The organism is Siccirubricoccus phaeus, from assembly GCF_008360935.1.
In the GTDB taxonomy this organism is placed as follows: Bacteria; Pseudomonadota; Alphaproteobacteria; order Acetobacterales; family Acetobacteraceae; genus Siccirubricoccus; species Siccirubricoccus phaeus.
The window spans coordinates 24,407-41,928 of the sequence record NZ_SRXO01000035.1; the positions used below are offsets into that span (position 1 = coordinate 24,407).

Annotated in this window: 16 protein-coding genes; 7 read left to right on the top strand and 9 right to left on the bottom strand. The window is 71.5% G+C overall.

The genetic code is table 11. The features are described 5' to 3' along the window. Window positions 1–15: 15 nt before the first annotated feature. A complete protein-coding gene (locus E5N76_RS28165; RefSeq protein WP_207792136.1) occupies window positions 16–1,005 on the bottom strand; it encodes a calcium/sodium antiporter in 990 nt (329 codons plus the stop codon). A 156-nt stretch (window positions 1,006–1,161) separates the two neighbouring features. On the opposite strand from E5N76_RS28165, the gene E5N76_RS28170 reads away from it, so the two are divergent. After that, the gene (locus E5N76_RS28170) at window positions 1,162–2,043 is read left to right on the top strand and encodes a universal stress protein (protein ID WP_187830457.1); all 882 of its coding nucleotides are present in this window, start codon (window positions 1,162–1,164) and stop codon (window positions 2,041–2,043) included. 610 nt (window positions 2,044–2,653) lie between these two features. Here E5N76_RS28170 and E5N76_RS28175 read toward each other — a convergent pair. Continuing rightward, complete coding sequence (locus E5N76_RS28175) at window positions 2,654–3,388, bottom strand: SDR family NAD(P)-dependent oxidoreductase (RefSeq protein ID WP_149541304.1); 735 nt, start codon at window positions 3,386–3,388, stop codon at window positions 2,654–2,656. A gap of 62 nt (window positions 3,389–3,450) precedes the next feature. Here E5N76_RS28175 and E5N76_RS28180 point away from each other — a divergent pair, with 62 nt between their 5' ends. Then, complete coding sequence (locus tag E5N76_RS28180; protein ID WP_149541305.1) at window positions 3,451–3,633, top strand: hypothetical protein; 183 nt, start codon at window positions 3,451–3,453, stop codon at window positions 3,631–3,633. On the opposite strand, the gene E5N76_RS28185 is transcribed toward E5N76_RS28180, so the two are convergent. Beyond that, on the bottom strand, window positions 3,599–4,636 hold the full coding sequence (locus E5N76_RS28185; protein WP_187830458.1) for an LLM class flavin-dependent oxidoreductase: 1,038 nt from the start codon (window positions 4,634–4,636) through the stop codon (window positions 3,599–3,601). The two genes, E5N76_RS28180 and E5N76_RS28185, sit on opposite strands and share 35 nt — an antisense overlap. Before the next feature lie 166 nt (window positions 4,637–4,802). Here E5N76_RS28185 and E5N76_RS28190 point away from each other — a divergent pair, with 166 nt between their 5' ends. From E5N76_RS28190 to E5N76_RS28200, 3 genes are all read left to right on the top strand, one after another. Continuing rightward, a complete protein-coding gene (locus tag E5N76_RS28190) occupies window positions 4,803–6,197 on the top strand; it encodes a M20/M25/M40 family metallo-hydrolase (protein WP_149541307.1) in 1,395 nt (464 codons plus the stop codon). A gap of 74 nt (window positions 6,198–6,271) precedes the next feature. Next, the gene (locus tag E5N76_RS29930; RefSeq protein WP_187830459.1) at window positions 6,272–7,666 is read left to right on the top strand and encodes a hypothetical protein; all 1,395 of its coding nucleotides are present in this window, start codon (window positions 6,272–6,274) and stop codon (window positions 7,664–7,666) included. 67 nt (window positions 7,667–7,733) lie between these two features. Further along, window positions 7,734–8,651, top strand: a complete 918-nt coding sequence (locus E5N76_RS28200; RefSeq protein WP_149541308.1) for a 2-dehydropantoate 2-reductase — start codon at window positions 7,734–7,736, stop codon at window positions 8,649–8,651. A gap of 66 nt (window positions 8,652–8,717) precedes the next feature. Here the strand turns inward: E5N76_RS28200 and E5N76_RS28205 are convergent, their stop codons facing one another. Further along, the gene (locus E5N76_RS28205) at window positions 8,718–10,862 is read right to left on the bottom strand and encodes a TonB-dependent receptor (protein ID WP_187830460.1); all 2,145 of its coding nucleotides are present in this window, start codon (window positions 10,860–10,862) and stop codon (window positions 8,718–8,720) included. Window positions 10,863–11,250: 388 nt separating this feature from the next. On the opposite strand from E5N76_RS28205, the gene E5N76_RS28210 reads away from it, so the two are divergent. Continuing rightward, window positions 11,251–12,231 carry a Bug family tripartite tricarboxylate transporter substrate binding protein gene (locus E5N76_RS28210; RefSeq protein WP_187830461.1) on the top strand — a complete coding sequence of 327 codons (981 nt, stop codon included), beginning with the start codon at window positions 11,251–11,253 and terminating at the stop codon, window positions 12,229–12,231. A gap of 81 nt (window positions 12,232–12,312) precedes the next feature. Here the strand turns inward: E5N76_RS28210 and E5N76_RS28215 are convergent, their stop codons facing one another. The 3 genes from E5N76_RS28215 to E5N76_RS28225 form a co-directional block, all read right to left on the bottom strand. Beyond that, complete coding sequence (locus E5N76_RS28215) at window positions 12,313–13,206, bottom strand: (Fe-S)-binding protein (RefSeq protein ID WP_149541311.1); 894 nt, start codon at window positions 13,204–13,206, stop codon at window positions 12,313–12,315. Between the two features lie 126 nt (window positions 13,207–13,332). Continuing rightward, on the bottom strand, window positions 13,333–13,746 hold the full coding sequence (locus tag E5N76_RS28220) for a 4Fe-4S dicluster domain-containing protein (RefSeq protein WP_149541312.1): 414 nt from the start codon (window positions 13,744–13,746) through the stop codon (window positions 13,333–13,335). After that, the gene (locus tag E5N76_RS28225) at window positions 13,743–14,120 is read right to left on the bottom strand and encodes a RidA family protein (protein ID WP_187830462.1); all 378 of its coding nucleotides are present in this window, start codon (window positions 14,118–14,120) and stop codon (window positions 13,743–13,745) included. Before E5N76_RS28225 ends, E5N76_RS28220 begins: the two co-directional genes overlap by 4 nt. A gap of 118 nt (window positions 14,121–14,238) precedes the next feature. Here E5N76_RS28225 and E5N76_RS28230 point away from each other — a divergent pair, with 118 nt between their 5' ends. Beyond that, window positions 14,239–14,637, top strand: coding sequence for a GFA family protein (locus E5N76_RS28230; RefSeq protein WP_149541314.1), 399 nt, complete (start codon window positions 14,239–14,241; stop codon window positions 14,635–14,637). 30 nt (window positions 14,638–14,667) lie between these two features. On the opposite strand, the gene E5N76_RS28235 is transcribed toward E5N76_RS28230, so the two are convergent. Both E5N76_RS28235 and E5N76_RS28240 read right to left on the bottom strand, forming a co-directional pair. Further along, window positions 14,668–15,972, bottom strand: coding sequence for a dicarboxylate/amino acid:cation symporter (locus tag E5N76_RS28235; protein WP_149541315.1), 1,305 nt, complete (start codon window positions 15,970–15,972; stop codon window positions 14,668–14,670). 302 nt (window positions 15,973–16,274) lie between these two features. After that, complete coding sequence (locus E5N76_RS28240; RefSeq protein ID WP_187830463.1) at window positions 16,275–17,366, bottom strand: alanine racemase; 1,092 nt, start codon at window positions 17,364–17,366, stop codon at window positions 16,275–16,277. Window positions 17,367–17,522 lie beyond the last annotated feature (156 nt).

Here is a 17,522-nt window from a genome sequence, read left to right on the forward strand (position 1 = left end):
GGGCCGCAGGGCATCTCACATGCGGGTCAGCAGCAGATAGCCGAGATAGACGCCATAGGCGCCGACGAACAGCGCTCCTTCGGTGCGCGAGACCCGCCGCGCGCTCAGGAAGACGGGGATGCAGACGAGCGCCACGAGCGCCATGACCGGGATGTCCACGCGCATCAGTGCCGGATCGACGGGAAGCCCCCCCGCGGGTACGACGCAGGTCGCGCCGAGGATGAAGACGATGTTGTAGACGCTGCTGCCCAGCAGATTGCCGATGGCGATCTCGCGTTCCCCCCGGACGGTGGAGACGAGTGTCGTCACCAGCTCCGGCGAGGAGGTGCCGATCGCGACGACGGTCAGGCCGATGAAGGCATCGGAGACGCCCCAGAGCCGCGCCAGGGCGACGGCGCCATCGACGAACCAATCCGCGGCGACGACGATGACGGCGATGCCGAGGATGAGCGCCGCGCCGCTGTGGAGGGCACTTTGCCCGTCGGTCCGGCCATTCTCCGGGGGTGCATATTCCTTCTGGAATTGCGTCCGGACGGCACGGCTTTCCTGCCCGGCGGTCCAGAGGATCGCACCGGTATAGAGCACGCCCATGGCGATCAGGATCGCGCCATCGGCGCGCGACAGGCGCCCATCCATGGCGAGGAGCAGCAGCGCCAGGGCCGCCACGACCATGGTGGGCAGGTCCAGCCTGAGACTCCGCCGGTGCAGCGCGAGTGGCCGGATGAGCGCGCTGAGCCCGAGGATGAGGAGCAGGTTCACCGTATTGGTGCCGGCGATGTTGCCGACCGCGAGGGCGCCATTGCCCTGCAGGGCGGCATCAATCCCGACCGCCAGCTCCGGCATGCTGGTTCCGACGGCGACGATCGTCAGCCCGATGAGAATCGGCGGCACGTTGAGCCGGGCGGCCAGGGCGCTGCCGCCCCGCGTCACCAGCTCGGCCCCCGCGATCAGCGCGAGAAGGCCGGCCAGGCACGGGCCGAGCGCGATCAGGGTAAGTGTCGGCACCGCAGTTACCTCCTGAGGCCGGCGCGGCAAGGGCCTGCGATCCGCGGCTGGCCGAGGAGACCATGGCGGAAAGATTAACGACTTGTCATAGATCAAGGCCTGCCTCAAGACGGGCGGCGAGCCTGGCCCATGCGCAACATGGCGGAGGATCGAGCCTTGGCATCACCGTCCTGGACCACGCCGGGGAAGATCCTGCTGGCGACCGATCTCAGCAGCCGGTGCGATCGCGCGCTGGACCGCGCGGCCCAGCTCGCCGGGCAGTGGCAGGCCCGCCTGCTCGTCCTGCATGCGATGGACCCGGCGGAGGCGTTTCTCGAGGCACGGCGGCTGGACTACCTGCCGACCTGGCGCCGGCCGCCGGATCCCGCCCGGCTGGTCGAGGCGCAGATCCGCCGCGATCTGCGCGAGCAGCCCGGCGATGTCGCGGTCCGCGTCGAGACGGGGATGCCGGCCGCGGTGATCGAGGAGGTCGCGCAGGCGGAAGGGTGCGGCCTCATCGTGACCGGGGTGGCGCGCGACGAAAGCCTGGGGCGCCAGCTCCTCGGCACGACGGTGGATCGCCTGGTCCGCCGCTCGACCATTCCCATCCTGACCGTCAAGAGCCGGCTGCGGCCCTATGACGAGATCGTGGTGGCGACGGATTTCTCCGACCCCTCGCGGCAGGCCCTGGAGGCCGCGGCGAAGCTCTTCCCGCGATCCGCCATCACCCTGCTCCACGCCTTCGAGATGCCCTTCGCCGGGCTGCTCGACCGGCACGACCTCGGGGACCGCTTCCGGGCGCTGGAGGTCGAGGCCTGCGACGAATTCCTCGCCGCCTCGGCGCTGTCGGAGGAGGTGCGGCGCCGGGTCCGGGTGCTGATCGAGCATGGTCCGCCGGAAGCCGTGATTCGCGCCTATCTGCGGGAGAGGAACGTCAACCTGGTCGTGCTGGGCACGCATGGGCGGAGCGCCGCCTTCGACATCCTCATCGGCAGCACCGCGAAGGGGATCCTCCATTCGGCCCCGGCGGATGTGCTGCTGATCCGGCAGCCGCAGTAACCCGCGCCGCGGCGAAGCCGCTCCGGACCCGGCGCGGCCGGGCCGGTCCCATGGCATCGCCCGGCCGTGGCGGCACGGCCGGAACCGGGCGGCGCCGGTCGTCGCCTCGCGGTTGCCGCGGCGGCAGCGGGGCCGGACCCGGCGCGGCCGGGCCGGTCCCATGGCATCGCCCGGCCGTGGCGGCACGGCCGGAACCGGGCGGCGCCGGCTGTCGCCTCGCGGTTGCCGCGGCGGTAGCGGGGCCGGACCCGGCGCGGCCGGGCCGGTCCCATGGCATTGCCCGGCCGTGGCGGCACGGCCGGAACCGGGCGGGGCCGGCTGTCGCCTCGCGGTTGCCGCGGCGGTAGCGGGGCCGGACCCGGCGCGGCCGGGCCGGTCCCATGGCATCGCCCGGCCGTGGCGGCACGGCCGGAACCGGGCGGGGCCGGCTGTCGCCTCGCGGTTGCCGCGGCGGTAGCGGGGCCGGACCCGGCGTGGCCGGGCCGGTCCCATGGCATCGCCCGGCCGTGGCGGCACGGCCGGAACCGGGCGGCGCCCGCCGTCGCCGCGCGGTTGCCGCGGCGGCAGCGGGGCCGGGCAGCGGCGGGCGGCACCCGTCTCCCGGCCGCTCTCAGTTGAATGCCATGCCGCCGGAAAGCGCCACGGTCTGGCCGGTCATATAGGCGTTGGCCATCAGCAGCATCACCACCTGCGCCACCTCCTCCGGCGTGCCGAAGCGGCCGAGCGGGATGCGCACCGGCGTCGGGGCCAGGCCCGCCTTCACCATGTCGGTCTCGATCAGGGAGGGCGCCACCGCATTCACCGTGATCCCCTCCTTGACCAGCCGGGCGGCATAGCCGCGGGTCAGCCCCTCCAGCCCGGCCTTGGAGGCGTTGTAGTGCAGGCCGACGCCCCCCGCCCCGCGCGCCGCGCCGGAGGAGATATTGACGATCCGGCCCCAGCCCTGGGCGCGCATATGCGGCAGCACCGCCTGGGTGCAGAGGAAGGCGGATTTCAGGTTGACCGCGATCGTCGCGTCGAAATCGGCCTCGGTCAGGTCGTCGATGCCGCGGATCAGGGCGACGCCCGCATTGTTGATCAGGATATCCACCGGCCCGAGCCGCTCCGCGACGCTCTGGACCATGCCGGCGACGGCGGCGCTGTCGGAGACATCCGCCTGAACGGTGACGGCCTTGCCGGCACCTTGATTGATGGTGCCGGCAACCGCCTCCGCCGCCGCCGCGCCGGCGCGGTAATTGACCCCGACGGCCGCGCCCGCCTCGGCCAGGGCAAGCGCTATCGCGGCGCCGATGCCGCGGGACCCGCCGGTGACCAGGGCGACGCGGCCGGTGAGTGGCAAAGCCATGGAAAGCCTCCCTCGCTCTTGCAGTGGAATGGGAGCTTCGGTCGATCCGGGCGGCGCAGGCAATGACGGCGGCGATCCGCTGCCTGCTCTATGAGGCGGCGGGGATCGGCGCCAACCTGATCGGCGGCTGGCTGGCGATGCGCTTCGGCATCGCCCGCATGCTGGCCGTCGGGCTGGCGACGCAGAGCGATCCCCGCCGGGCGGCCGGGTTCAGGACGCCGCGGGGAGGGGCGCGCTTTCCCTGATTTCCGGCGCGATCTCCCGCATGAAGAGCTGCAGCGCGCGGGAGGAGAATTCCGCCGGCATCGGCCCGGTGCGGAAGCGGATGCTGACGCCGCCGATGCCGGTTCTGGCCAGGCTGCGGAAATCCTCCACCATGCTTTCCGGCGAACCGCAGAGCACTGGCGGGGCGGGCTGCGCATTGGCCTTGGCCACCATCGCCTCGAAGGCCGAGCTCTGCGCCGCGCGGTAGGTCTGCATCTGCCGGAAATAGGGCATGCCGACCGCATGCGCCTCCTCGTCGGTCGGCGCCAGGACGACGGTGCGGGATACCCAGCTCTCGGCAATGGCGTGGTCGATCCGGTCGGCGCTGACACCGGCCTCCTGCGCCGCCTTGCGGTAGGCCTCGACATTGCGCGCCGCGCCGGCGGCGGTCGCCGCCGCCATCAGCACCGGGCGGCCCTGCCGGGCCTGCGCCGCGATCGAACCCTCCGAGGCGACGCTGCGCAGGAGCTGCGGATGCGGCTTGGTGTAGGGCCGCGGCCGCAGCATCATCGGGACGTCGAAATTCCAGTATTTGCCGGCATGCCTGAGCTGCTCGCTGGTCCAGCATTGCAGCAGGATCTGCTCGATCTCCTCGAAGCGTTCCTGGGCGCTGTCCGGGTCGATCTCATAGCCGCTGTATTCGTGCAGGTTGACCATGCTGCCGCGGCCGAGGCCGACGATCAGCCGCCCCTTGGCCAGGTTGTCGATGAGCGAGATCTGCTCGGCCATGCGGATCGGGTGGTAGAGCGAGGTCTGCAGCACGGCGAAGCCGATCTTGATGCGGCTGGTCGCCATGGCCAGGGCGGCGGCGAATGTCGGCGGATCGACATAGGCGCAATTGCCGTCGAAATGGTGTTCGGCGAGGAAGACGGCATCCATGCCCTCATCCTCGGCCAGCTTGGCCTCGCGGACCGCCTCGTCGATCACCTGCGCATCCGCCGATGGGTAGCGAGATTCGTGAAACAGGAAGACGCCAACTCTCATGCCCTGACTCCCGCAGCCGATGGCCGGCCCGAATGAATGGCCCGGAGGCAGGCTAATGCAGCCCGGCCGTTCCGGCGATGGCCGACGCGCCAGCGAGGCGGGCCCCGCCGCGTTGACCGCACCCCGTCCGCCCCGCAGCATGGCGCCAGCCGAAGGGGGGTCCGTCATGCCTGCTTCCCGCGAGGGCGCCATTGCCCGCGCCCATGCCTATTTCGATCAGGGCGCGTTTCTCGCCGCGCTCCGCACCCTGGTCGCCGTGCCAACCGAAAGCCAGATGCCGGAGCGCCTGCCCGACCTCATCCGCTACTGCGCCGAGACCCTGCCGCCCATGCTGGCGCCGCTCGGCTTCGCCAGCCAGCTACTGGAGAATCCCGAAGCCGGGCGCGGCCCCGTGCTGCTGGCGACGCGCCTCGAGGACCCGGCGCTGCCCACCATCCTCATCTACGGCCATGGCGACGTGGTGCGCGGCCTCGCCCCGCAATGGAGCAACCACCGCGACCCCTGGAAGGTCACCCTGGAAGGCGATCGCTGGTACGGCCGCGGCACGGTGGACAATAAGGGCCAGCATCTCATCGCGCTGGAGGCGCTGCGCGCCGTCCTCGCGGAGCGCGGCCGCCTCGGCTTCAACGTGAAATTCTTCGTCGAGACGGGGGAGGAGGTCGGCTCCCCCGGCCTCGCCGAATTCCTCGAACGCCACCGCGATCTCTGCGCCGCCGATGTCTTCATCGCGCTCGACGGCCCACGGCAGAGCACCGCCGTGCCGGAGATGACGCTCGGCGCCCGCGGCGGCGTCGCCTTCGACCTGGTGGTGGATTTCCGCCCCGGCGAGCATCATTCCGGCCATTTCGGCGGCATCCTGGACGATGCCGGCTTCGTCCTCGCCCACGCCCTGTCGCGCATCGTGACGCCGCGCGGAAAAATCCGCGTCCCCGGCTGGCAGCCGGCCCAGGTGCCGCAGGCGGTGCGGGCGGCGGTGGATTCGCTGGAGTTCGAGGAGATGCCGGGCATTCCGGAAGGCAGCCCGGATTGGGGTGAGCCCGGCCTCTCCAAGGCGCAGCGCGTCTATGCCCAGACCAGCGTCATCGTCCTGGCCTTCACCTGCGGCCACCCGGATGCGCCGACCAATGCCGTGCAGGGCCGCGCGCGCGCCCGGCTGCAGGTGCGCCATACCGTGGACGTGCCGGCCGAGACCATCATCCCAAACCTCCGCCGCCATCTGGATGCCGAGGGCTTCCCCATGGTGCGGATCGAGGAAGCGATGAGCCGCAGCATGTTCCCGGCCAGCCGCACCGATCCGGACGACCCCTGGGTGAAGGCCGTCGCCCGCTCCATGCAGCGCAGCACCAACCGGGCGCCGAACATCGTGCCGAATTCCTCCGGCTCCTCGCCTTCGGACCTCTTCCTCAAGATCCTCGGCGCGCCCTGCATCTGGATCCCCAACTCCTATCCCGGCTGCAACCAGCACGGGCCGGATGAACACGCCCTGGCGCCGCTGCTGCGCGAAGGTCTCGGGCTGATGGCCGGCATCTGGTGGGATCTCGGCGAGAATCCGCCGCGCTGACCGGGGACGCAAGGGCCGCTTGCAAGCCGGGGGAGCGCCCCGGCATCCTCCGGCGCCTCGCGGAGGAGTCCTGCATGCGCCTGTCCCTGATCCTGTCCCTGCTGCTGGCGCTCGGCGCCGCGGCGAAGGCGCAGCAGGCCCCGCCGCCCCAGCCGCCGCGCGAGGCGACCATCGCCAACGAGACGGACCAGACGCTGTATGAGCTCTACCTCTTCCAGCCCGGCCAGGCGGAGGGGCCGGACCGCCTCGGCAGCAATGTGCTGCCGCCGCGCGGCAGCCTGCGCGTGCCGCTGGCCGCGCGGACCTGCCACTGGGAGGTGCGCGGCGTGCTGGAGGATGGCGAGGAGCTGCGCCGCCGGGTGAATCTCTGCCAGTCCCCGCGCCTGCGCCTGGCCGAGACCGGCCCTCGCCGCGATGTGGAGGTGGCGAATGACGCGGATCAGGAGTTGCGGGAGCTTTACCTGGCCCGCCCCGGCGCGGCCGAGCGCGGGCGGGACCGGCTCGGCAGCTCCACCGTCTCGCCCGGGGAGCGCTACCGGCTGCGGCTGCGCGGCAGCGACTGCGTCTTCGACGTGCAGGCGGTGTTCTCCGACGACACCGAGGAAATGCGGCGCGGCGTCGATCTCTGCCGCACGCCGCGCCTCGCCTTCGGCGACCCGAACCTGCCGGTGCGGGAGGCGCAGGTGGAGAATCGCGGCCGCCGCACCATCCGGGAACTCTATGCGCGGCGCGTCGGCGCCGGCGGCTGGGGGCCGGACCGGCTGGGGGCTTCCATCATCTCGCCGCGGGAGAATTTCACCCTGCGGGTCCGCGCCCAGGAATGCCGCTTCGACCTGCGCGCGGTGTTCGAGAACGACCAGGAGGCGGTACAGGAAGGGGTGGATCTCTGCGCCGGCGGTCCCTTCGCCTTCGGCCAGGCCCCGGCGGGCGAGGTGCGGCGGGTGACGCTGCGCAACCTGATGCCGCGCACCATCGAGCAGCTTTATCTCAGCCCGCCCGACGATGATGATTGGGGCGAGGACCGGCTGGGCGAGACTCTGCTGCCGGCCGGCGCGAGCCATGCGGTGGAATTCGCGGGCGGTTGCCGGGCGGATCTCCGCATCGTCTTCGACAATCGCGCGGCGGAGGAACGGCGGGAGGTGGATATCTGTGCCACGCCGGTGATCGCGCTGCGCCCGGGCTGGACGGCGGCGGAGGTGCTGGAGGGCGAGGCGGCGCCCGGCGCGGCACCCGCCGGCGGCGGCTTCCGGCTACGGAATACGGGGACGGTACCGGTGGTGGCGGTCTATGCCGATGCGCCGGGCACCGAACGCGGCCCGAACCGGCTGGGCGCGGAGCTGGCGCCGGGCGAGCAGGCGGAGCTGGAAGCCGCCGCCTGCCGGGCCGATCTGGTGGCGGTATTCGCCGACGGGCATGAGATGCGGTTGGAGGGGCGGGAGCTGTGCGGGGCGGAGCTGGGGGTGGAGTAGCGCACCGCCGCCGCCAGGCCGCCCGATACCAGGGACCCTATGCCCGCAGGAAGCAGGAGCGCGTGCCATGACGCCGCAGAAAATCGCCGTTGTCGGCCTGGGTGGAATCGGCGGCGTCGCCGCGGCGGCGCTGCAATTGGCCGGCCGCCATGATGTCCTGGCCTGCGCCCGCCGGCCGCTCGGGACGCTGGGCTTCCACCATCCGGAGGGCATGGCGCAGGTGAAGCTGCGCTGCCTGACCGACCCGACCGAGGCCGCGCCGGTGGACTGGATCCTGCTCTGCACCAAGGCGCAGGATACGGCGGCGGCCGGCGCCTGGCTGGAAAGCCTGGCCGGCCCCGGCACCCGCGTGGCGGTGCTGCAGAACGGCCTGGGCCATGCGGAGCGGGTGCGGCCCTTCCTGGGCGAGGCGCCGGTCGTGCCGGTGATCGTCTACTACAATGGCGAGCGCATCGCGCCCGGGGAGGTGCGGCTCCGCCATGTCCCGGCGCCCGATGTCGTGGTGCCGGACGATGCGCATGGCCGGGACTTCGCGGCGCTGTTCCGCGGCAGCCTGCTCAGCGCCCAGCAGGCGGCGGATTTCCCCGTCCTCGCCTGGCGCAAGCTGCTGCTCAACATCGTGGCGAATCCGCTGACCGCCCTGACCCGCCAGCGCCAGCGCGTGCTGCGGCGGCCGGATATCCGCGCCCTCGGCCTCGCCCTGCTGGAGGAGGCGGTGGCGGTCGGCCGGGCCGAGGGGGTGGCGCTGGCGCCCGAGGAGGCCGCTTCGGTCTGGGCCACCCTCATGACCTTCCCGGAGGAGGCCGGCACATCGATGTATCACGACACCATGGCCGGCAAGTCGCTGGAGGCCGAGGCGCTGACCGGCTACGTCGTGGCGGCGGGGGAGCGGCACGCCATGCCGACGCCGCTCAACCGCGCGATGCTCGCCTTGCTGCGCGCGGCGAGCGACGGCAACGCGCAGGCGGCGGCCGCGCGCGGATAAGGGGCTGAGCGCCCTGCCGAAGCTGCAGGGCTGCGGGCCTTTGCCTCCCCGCAGCCGGCCGCGCGCTCAGAAATTCATCGTCAGCAGGAAGCGCACGCTGCGCCCCGGCAGCAGCACCTCGTCCTTCTTGAAGGACGCGGCGTTGCGGATGTCGGAATCCAGCAGGTTGCTGCCGATGACGGAGAGGTTCACCGCCGTCGTATCGTTGACATGCGCGGTGTAGCCGACGCGGATGCCCAGCAGGTCATAGCCCTTGGTGGGCGTCTCATTGGCGCCGATACGGGTCTGGTCGAAGGCGTGGAGATAGTCGACGCTCGCCTGCCAATTCACCCCGCGCCACCACACGCCGCCGCCCAGGCGGTGCGGCGGGATCCGCGGGAGGTTGCCGCCGCCATCGGCGAATTCGGCCCGGACGAAATCATAGCGGCCGGAGACGCCGAGGGTGTTGTCGCCGAAGCTGAGCAGGTCCTGCTCCGCCTTCGCCTCCACGCCATAGAAGGTGGCATCCCGCTGGCCGTAGGCTACCTGCCGGAACTCCCCATCGCCGCCCGGCGCGCAGGAGCTGAAGCTCTCGCCGCAATTGTTGCCCGTCAGCGCGTGATAGATGAAGCCGTCGAAGCGCGAGTAATAGGCGCTGGTGTCGAAGCGGAGGGAGCCGACCTCCCGCATCAGCCCCAGCTCCAGCGTGCCGGCCGATTCCATGCCCAGATTCGGATCGCCGATGTCGAAGGTGCCGGACGCATCATGCGCGCCGCGCGAATACAGCTCCGCGGCGCTGGGGGCGCGCTGGACATACTGGCCGGTCAGGCGAAGCTGCATGGCCCAGGGCAGGTCGTGCAGCAGGCCGAGGCTGACGCTGACCGGCGTGAAATTGCGGCGGCGGGTGATGTTCTCCAATTCCTGGTCGGCGCTGAGCGGCAGGTTGCCGCCCGGGAAGGTCGCCGTGGAGCCATCGACCCGGACGAATTCGATGCGGGCCGCCCCCTGCAGCCGCCAGCCGGGCGCCAGGGTCAGCTCCTCGAAGACGTAGCCCGCATAGCGGTCCGTCTGGGCGGGCGGCAGGAATTCGAAGAACTCGCCCGTGGTGCGCAGCCGCTCCTGCTCGAAGGAAACGCCGATGCTGCCGTTCAGCTCGCCGAGGCCCGTCGTGACCGGTACGTGCTGCAGCTCGAAGCGGCTGTCCCAGGAGTGGTTGCGGAAGCCGCCATGGATGTGCCGGCCCCCGCCGGTCTCGGCATGGCCGCCGCCTTCCTCTTCATGCTCATGATCGTGGTCATGGTCGTGCTCCTCGTGCTCGGCGCCGATTTCCTCGTGGCGGTAGGTGGTGTAGCCCAGCCAGAAATTGACCGCCTGGATCGGGCCGGCAGTCGGCCGGTACTGGCCGCGGCTCGCCCAGCGCACCTGCTCCATGCTGATCTGGGTGCCGAGCGCCGCTTCCTCCCCGCCCGGGATGCCGTAGAGGCTGTGGAAGCGCGAAATCGAGGTGCCGATGAAGCCCTGGTCGAAGATGTAGCTGAGGCCCACCGCGCCGCCATCGGTGCTGAGGCCGGTATTGGCCTGCCGCTTGCCGCCGGGGATGCGGTAGTTGCCGTCCTGGCGGCCGAACACATCGCCATGCAGGACGAAGCGGCCCGCCCGCATCTCCGCCGTCGCCGCCCCGTCCCAGCCGCTTGTGCCGGAATTCCAGCCGCCGAAGACCTGCCCCTGCACCGCGCGGTCGGGGAGGGCGGTCGGGATGCGGTTGTTGATGACGTTCACGACGCCGCCGATCGCCTGGGAGCCCCAGCGCAGCGAGGCGGGCCCCCGGATCACCTCGATGCGCTGCGCCGAGAGCGGATCCAGCGGCACCGCATGGTCCTCGCCATAGGCCGAGACGTCGCCGGCGCCGAAGCCGTTCTCCTGCAGGCGGACCCGGAAATTGTCGAGGCCGCGGATGATCGGGCGGTTGGCGCCGGGGGCGAAGCTGGTGCCGGTAACGCCCGGCTCGTTGAGCAGGACGTCGCCCAGGGAGCGGGCCGGTTCGCGGAGGATCCGGGAGCGGTCGATCGTCGTCACCGGCACGAAGCTGCCGGGCTGGCTGCCGGCGATGGGGCTCGCGGTGACCGAGATCTCCGGCAGGATGGTCGTCACCTGCGCCGAGGATGGCGGCGGCACGCCGAGGCACGCCACGGCGGCGACCGCAGAGAGCAAGGCGGCACGGTATGAAAGCATCATGGAGGCCCCGCAATGACAGGGTAGTGACGTTACATTATAACATACCCTCATGTCGAGGCGGGCAGCGAAACAAGGCCGGCCTTCTGCCGCCGGGCTTCACCGGCGGGCGCCGCGCCGCGGCAGGATCACGCGCCTTCCTTCATGGGATGACGCGTCGCGGGCGGCGGCCCGGTGCCGCCCCGGCGAGGATCCTGCCCGGCGCAGGCGCGAGCGCCATGGCCGCCGCAGGCGGCGCGCCGGCGGAGGCATGGGCCGGCGATCCGGAAGCCTTGCCGGGCGTCCCGGCATCGCGGCCCTTCCGGGACGGGCCGCGAATGTGAAAGGCTGCACCGACCCCGAACGGGGCAGGCCCGCCATCCGGGGGCCCAAGAGGGAAGGAAACCGCATGCATCGTCGCCGGCTGCTGGCGCTGACCGCGCTTGCCACCCCTGTTCTGGCCCGGGCCCAAGGGAGCTACCAGGGCAGCTATCCGGACCGTCCCATCCGCTTCATCGTCCCCTTTCCGCCCGGCGGCGGTACGGATACCTGGGCGCGCATCGCGGCGGAGGGGATGCAGCCGGAACTCGGCCAGCCCATCGTCATCGAGAACCGCGGCGGGGCCGGCGGCATGGTCGGCACCGAGGCGGCGGCGAAGGCGGTGCCGGATGGCTACACCCTGCTCTTCACCATCACCACGCATGTCCAGACGCCGGTGGTGATGCGCCGCTTCCCCTATGACCCGGTGAAGGATTTCGCGCCGATCGGGCGGCTCGGCACCACCTCCACCACCTTCGTCGTCGGGCCGCGGGTGCCGGCGGAGATCGCCACCTGGCCGCAATTCCTCGCCTGGGCGAAGGGCAGGGATCTCTCCTTCGGCTCCTACGCCCCGGGCTCCACCGGCCATGCCTTCGCCCTGCTGCTGGCGGAGGAGGCGGGGCTGAAGATGGAGCATGTCGCCTATCGCGGCGAGACGCCGATGCTGCAGGACATCCTGGCCGGCGCCATCCATGGCGGCTTCCATTCCATGGCCGCGGCGGGGGAGATGATGAAGGCCGGCCGCGTCCGCCCGCTGGCGACGGCCGGGGACCGCCGCATCCCGGCGCTGGGCGAGGTGCCGCTGCTGAAGGAGCTGGGCTTTTCCGAGCGCTTTTCCTTCAACGGCTTCTCCGGCCTGCTCGCCCCCGCCCGCACGCCGCAGCCCATCCTGGACCGGCTGGATACGGCCTTCCGCGTGGCGGCGGGGAAGCCGGAGACGCATCGGCGCCTGCTGGCGGTGGACACCGTGCCGAGCTACCAGGACCCCGCCACCTTCCGGGCGCAGATCGAGCGCAACCTGCGCGAATGGACCGAGATCGCGGAGCGGCTGAACCTGACGATCGAGGGGTGATCCTTATCCCCATGATGCTGCTGCGCAGCGCATGGGGACCCGGGGAGTCGCCACGGGCCGAAGGCCTCGCATCCGGCGGCGTCAGACCACCGGCGGCTTGGCCAGTTCCGGCAGCACCAGCTTCTCCACCGCGACGGCCCCGGCGGCGCCCATCCGTTCGGCTCCGATGGCGGCGCCGGCATCCGCCGCGTTGCGCCAGGCCTTGTATTCGTCCTCGGCCGGCCAGCCGGCGCTTTCGGCCAGCAGGTGGATCCAATTCGCCACCTGGATGCCGTGGCGCTCCAGCGCCACCGCGTCCCGATGGCAGGAATGGAAGATGGTGCAGAGGGTGTCCGCGCCCGTCTCCGCCATCGCCGCCAGGGTGGCACGCTGCGCATCCGCCAGCGCGCCGGGCACGCCGGCCAGGGAGGAGCACATATGCCCCGGCGCCCGGTAAGGGTGCTCCGCCAGCGTGAGGCCCGGGACCAGGCGCAGCAGCTCCGCCACCATGGAATTCACCGGCACGCGGCCGTTGAAGCCGAGATGCTGGTGCAGCAGCACGCGCCGCTTCACCGGGCGCGCCAGCAGCGGCCGCAGCCTCTCCTGCCGCGCATGCAGCACCTCGGTGATGTGGACGGTCTCGAAATTGGTCGGCGTCACCGGCGCCATGCTGTCCTGCATGTTCATGTGGCAGGAGGGGCACCAGGTGATGACCTGCCCGCCCGCGCCCGTCCGACGATCGGAAGGCGCAGCCTGGGGGTCCGGATCGGCCGCACCGGCCAGCCTGGCGTTGAAGCCGGTGATGGTCCGCCGCGCCATGCCCTCATTGATGCGCGCGCTCGCATCCTTCGGGCTGCCGCAGCAATGGGCGGGGCCGCCGGAGGGCTCCGCGGCAACGCCCACGGCTTCGAGGAAGCGGGTGGTGGCGCGGATCACCTCGCCATGCCGCGTCATGTTGCAGCCATACCAGAAGATGGCGGTGGCGCTCTCCGTCATGGCGTCCTCTCCGTCATGGTCGCTGCCCGGTGTAGCGGCTTTGCCGCTTCAGGCTGTGGGAGGCTTCGGGAAGGCAGCGACTCCCGGGGTCCCCAGGATGGCGCGCAGCGACGTCGTGGGAAGGACTCAGAGCCATTTCGCCTGCTCCTCCTCCGTCAGGGTCAGCCGGGCGAAGGCCTTCACCTTCGGCGAGTACTGCGTGTCCTCCTTCACCGGGATCAGCGGCGCGTTGCCGAGCGCGCCCTTGGCCCGCCACTGCGCCAGGCGCAGCATGAAGGCGGCGTCCAGCCCCTCCGGGCAGGCCGGGCTGCACACGCCGCTGCGGGTGCAGGCGGCGATCCAGGCGCGGGCTTCCGGCGTGCCCTCGCCATCCTGCAGCACGTCCCGCATGCCGGCGGCCACGGCATTCGGCGCCGCCGCCTCCGCCCCCGGTGCATAGGGCGTCATCGGGCAGGCCCGGACGCATTCGCCGCAGGCGACGCAGAGCGCGGCCAGCCGCGCCGATTCCGTCCGGATCCGTTCGGCGAGGCTCGCGCTCATGCTTTCGGCCCCGGCAGCACGGCGATCGCCTCGATCTCGATGCAGACATCGGTGGAGGTGAATTGCGCCCCGCCGACGCAGGTGCTGGCGGGCGGCGTTTCCATGCCGGCGAAGGCAGCGCGGCGGGCCTCGTTGAAGCCTTCATAGTGGCGCATGTCGCTGAGCCAGGTGGTGATCTTCAGCAGATGCTCCAGCCGCGCCCCCTCGGCGGCCAGGGCGCGCTCCAGCTTGTTCAGGCATTCCCGCGCCTGTTCCTGCACGGAACGGCCCGCCGCCTGACTGCCGCGGGCGGTGACGCCGGAGCAGAAGATCAGCTTCGCCCCGCCGCCGAGCGGCACCACGCGGGCAGGCGGGAAAAGGGGCGTTGGCGGCATGGGCTGGGTCTCCTCCGGGCCAGCCTCGCCCATTCTTGCTCCTCGGGGCAAGCCGGCGCGATTGACGCGCCCCGGGCCGCGCCGGCGATCATGCCCGTCCCCGGGAAAGGAGAGGCGTATGCTCACCGGCGGTTGCCTTTGCGGCGAGATCAGGTACGCGGCGCATGGCGCGCCCTTCCACCCCACCCTTTGCCATTGCGGCAGTTGCCGCCGCGCCGCGGGGGCGCCGGTGGTCGCCTGGTTCTCGGTGCCGCGGGAGGGATACCGGCTGCTGGCCGGCACGCCCGCCCGCTACGCCTCCAGCCCCGGCGTCACCCGGACCTTCTGCCCGCGCTGCGGCACCTCGCTCACCTATGAGAGCGCAGCCTATGCGGCAGAGATCGACATCACCACCGCCAGCCTGGACGACCCGGAGGCGGTGCCGCCGCAGGACCATACCCAGACCGCCCATCGCCTGGGCTGGGTCAGCCTGGCGGACGGGCTGCCGGCCTACCCCGGATGGGCGCGCCCGGAGTGACCCCGGGCCGGCGGCCGGGACCTGCTGCCCTTACCCCGTGGCCCGGGCCGGAACGGGCTCCGCCAGGGCCGGCGCATCCGGGCCGCGCGCCAGCTCCGCCTGCAGCCGCGCCGTGTCCAGCGCGCCTTCCCAGCGGCTGACCGCGACGCAGGCGACGCCATTGCCGACGAGGTTGGTCAGCGCCCGGCACTCGCTCATGAATTTGTCGATGCCGACGAGCACGGCCAGCGCGGTGATCGGGATGTCCGGGATGACCGAGAGCGTCGCCGCCAGCGTCACGAACCCCGCCCCCGTCACGCCGGAGGCGCCCTTCGAGGTGAGCATGGCGACCAGCAGGATCGTCATCTCCTGCCCCAGCGTCAGCGGCGTGTTCGTCGCATAGGCGAGGAACATGGTGGACAGCGTCATGTAGATATTCGTGCCGTCCAGGTTGAAGCTGTAGCCCAGCGGCACGGTCAGCCCCACCACCTGCGGCGCGCAGCCCAGCCGTTCCAGCTTGCGCATCACCTGCGGCAGCACGCTCTCGCTGCTCGACGTGCCGAGGACGATCAGCAGCTCCTCCCGGATATAGGCGATGAAGCGGAGGATGGAGAAGCCGCAGAAGCGCGCGATGGCGCCGAGCACCAGCAGCACGAAGAGGATGGAGGTGAGGTAGAAGGTCGCCACCAGCTCCCCGAGCTGGAGCAGGGAGCCGAAGCCATAGGCGCCGATGGTGAAGGCCATGGCGCCGAAGGCCCCGACCGGCGCTGCCTTCACCACGATCCGCACCACCCCGAAGAAGATGGCGGAAAGCCCGTCCACCGCGTCGCTCGCCGCCAGCCGGGCCTTTTCCGGCAGGGCGTTGATGGCGAAGCCGGTCAGCACCGCCAGCAGCAGCACCTGCAGCAGGTCGCCGCCGGCGAAGGCGCCGAGGAAGGTGTCCGGGATGATGGCCATCAGATGCCCCGTCACGCTGTCCGTATGCGCGCGCTGGGCGTAGGATTGCACCGCGCTTGCATCGAGCTGGCTGGGGTCGATGTTGAAGCCGCTGCCGGTCTGGAAGAGCTTCGCCACGGCGAGGCCGATGAAGAGGGCGAAGGTGGAGACCACCTCGAAATAGAGCAGCGCCTTGATGCCGACGCGGCCGACCTTGCCGGCATCCCGCACGCTGGCGATGCCATGCACCACGGTGAAGAACACCACCGGGGCGATGACCATCTTGATGAGCTTGATGAAGCCGTCGCCCAGGGGTTTCAGCGCTTCCCCGGTTTCCGGCCAGAGGGCGCCGACCGCGACGCCGATGACGATCGCGATGAGCACCTGGACATAGAGCAGGGACAGCCAGCGGCGGATCATCGCATCGCTCCTGCAACAGGGCGGGCCGGGCGGGGGCCGGGCCGGTTTGGCAACGCGGCACCCTAAAGGCGGGTAGGGGAGGGCGAAAGCGCCCGCCCCGGTGCCAGCGCCGCGTCCACGGAACGTCTGGATTGCGTTGCTGTTCTGAAGGCGGAGGCGGGATGGCGGTCAGCCGCTCCCTCCCTCGCTGGCGGGGGGAGGGTTGGGGTGGGGGTGGCGGAACGAACGAAGTGCTGGCCGCCCGTCGTCACGCCGCAGCACACCCATGCCATCCCCCGCCGGCCGGGGAAGGAAGGCGCGGGCTACCAGTAATTCACCCGGTCCCACACCGCGATCACTTCCCGCCCGCCATCCACCACATGGTAGCGGTCATGCGCCGCGGCGGTGAGGCAGGTGTGGTTGGGGGCGACGCGCAGCTTCGCACCCACCGGCAGCATGGGCAGCGGGGCGCGGGCGCGGACTTCGCCATGCTCCTGATAGGCGCGGGCGATCCAGGCCTCGCCGGGCAGGGGCCTGCCGTCCAGGTCCAGGACCCTCCCGAAACCCCAATCCTTCGGCGCTGCCTCGGTGCTGCGGTCCTTGGAGAGCGCCAGGGCGCCGGCGTCCAGGAGCAGCGTGTTGCGCGCCTCGCTGCGGCCGATGACCGAGCCGAGCACCGTCATCGCGATATCCTCCAGCCCATGGGTGCCGAGCTGGGCCTGGAACAGGTCGCCGAACATATAGACGCCGGCCCGCACCTCGGTGACGCCATCCATCCGCCGCGCATGCAGCGCGGTGGGGGAGGAGCCGAGGGAGACGATCGGGACCGCATGCCCCGCCTGCCGCAGCCGCGACGCAGCCAGGGTGATGCCGGCCCGCTCCTCCTCGGCGATGCGGGCCATGTCGGCGTCGCTGCGCCCGGCATAGGAATGGCCGGAATGGCTGATGACGCCAGCGAGGCGCGGCCCGAGCGCCGCGGCGATCTCCGGCAGCAGGGGGCTTTCCGGCGGGATGCCGCCGCGGCCCTCGCCCACATCCACCTCGATCAGGGCGCGCAGCCTGGCGGGGTGGGCGGCGATGGCGCGGGCGGCGTCGAGATCGTCGGTGATGAGTTTCACCTCGGCCTCGATCGCCGCCACCGCCTCCAGCTTCTGCGGCGTGATGCCGACGGCGTAGATCTGGTCCCGCCAGCCACCCGCCGCGAAGTAGCGCGCCTCGGCAAGCGTGCTGACGGTGACCGGGCCGAAGCCCGGCGCCGCCAGCCTCGCGACCTCGAGGCTCTTCGCCGTCTTCAGATGCGGCCGCAGCACGAGGCCAGGGTGGCGCGCCACAGCGGCCTGCATGGCGGCGAGGTTGCGCCTGAGGATGCCGAGGTCGAGGACCAGGCAGGGCGTCAACAATTTATCCAGTATCATGCAGCTAGTTCTTCGACCATGTCTTCGCGCCCTCACCCATCCCCTCATTTTGAACCGGCGTTGGCTCGCACGAAGAGGTTGGCATCTGCCACGGCCTTGGCGAAGCCCTGCATCAGCGGCGCAAGGCGCGGCTGTGGCATGTTGGGGATGAGGTCG

Bases quoted from the DNA above. Each gene is read 5' to 3' on its own strand.
- E5N76_RS28190 (WP_149541307.1), top strand. From the start codon at position 4,803: ATGCCTGCTTCCCGCGAGGGCGCCATTGCCCGCGCCCATGCCTATTTC.
- E5N76_RS28225 (WP_187830462.1), bottom strand. From the start codon at position 14,120: ATGCCGCCAACGCCCCTTTTCCCGCCTGCCCGCGTGGTGCCGCTCGGC.
- E5N76_RS28240 (WP_187830463.1), bottom strand. From the start codon at position 17,366: ATGATACTGGATAAATTGTTGACGCCCTGCCTGGTCCTCGACCTCGGC.
- E5N76_RS28215 (WP_149541311.1), bottom strand. From the start codon at position 13,206: ATGACGGAGAGCGCCACCGCCATCTTCTGGTATGGCTGCAACATGACG.
- E5N76_RS28205 (WP_187830460.1), bottom strand. From the start codon at position 10,862: ATGCTTTCATACCGTGCCGCCTTGCTCTCTGCGGTCGCCGCCGTGGCG.
- E5N76_RS28180 (WP_149541305.1), top strand. From the start codon at position 3,451: ATGACGGCGGCGATCCGCTGCCTGCTCTATGAGGCGGCGGGGATCGGC.
- E5N76_RS28200 (WP_149541308.1), top strand. From the start codon at position 7,734: ATGACGCCGCAGAAAATCGCCGTTGTCGGCCTGGGTGGAATCGGCGGC.
- E5N76_RS28175 (WP_149541304.1), bottom strand. From the start codon at position 3,388: ATGGCTTTGCCACTCACCGGCCGCGTCGCCCTGGTCACCGGCGGGTCC.
- E5N76_RS28230 (WP_149541314.1), top strand. From the start codon at position 14,239: ATGCTCACCGGCGGTTGCCTTTGCGGCGAGATCAGGTACGCGGCGCAT.
- E5N76_RS28235 (WP_149541315.1), bottom strand. From the start codon at position 15,972: ATGATCCGCCGCTGGCTGTCCCTGCTCTATGTCCAGGTGCTCATCGCG.
- E5N76_RS29930 (WP_187830459.1), top strand. From the start codon at position 6,272: ATGCGCCTGTCCCTGATCCTGTCCCTGCTGCTGGCGCTCGGCGCCGCG.
- E5N76_RS28220 (WP_149541312.1), bottom strand. From the start codon at position 13,746: ATGAGCGCGAGCCTCGCCGAACGGATCCGGACGGAATCGGCGCGGCTG.
- E5N76_RS28210 (WP_187830461.1), top strand. From the start codon at position 11,251: ATGCATCGTCGCCGGCTGCTGGCGCTGACCGCGCTTGCCACCCCTGTT.
- E5N76_RS28185 (WP_187830458.1), bottom strand. From the start codon at position 4,636: ATGAGAGTTGGCGTCTTCCTGTTTCACGAATCTCGCTACCCATCGGCG.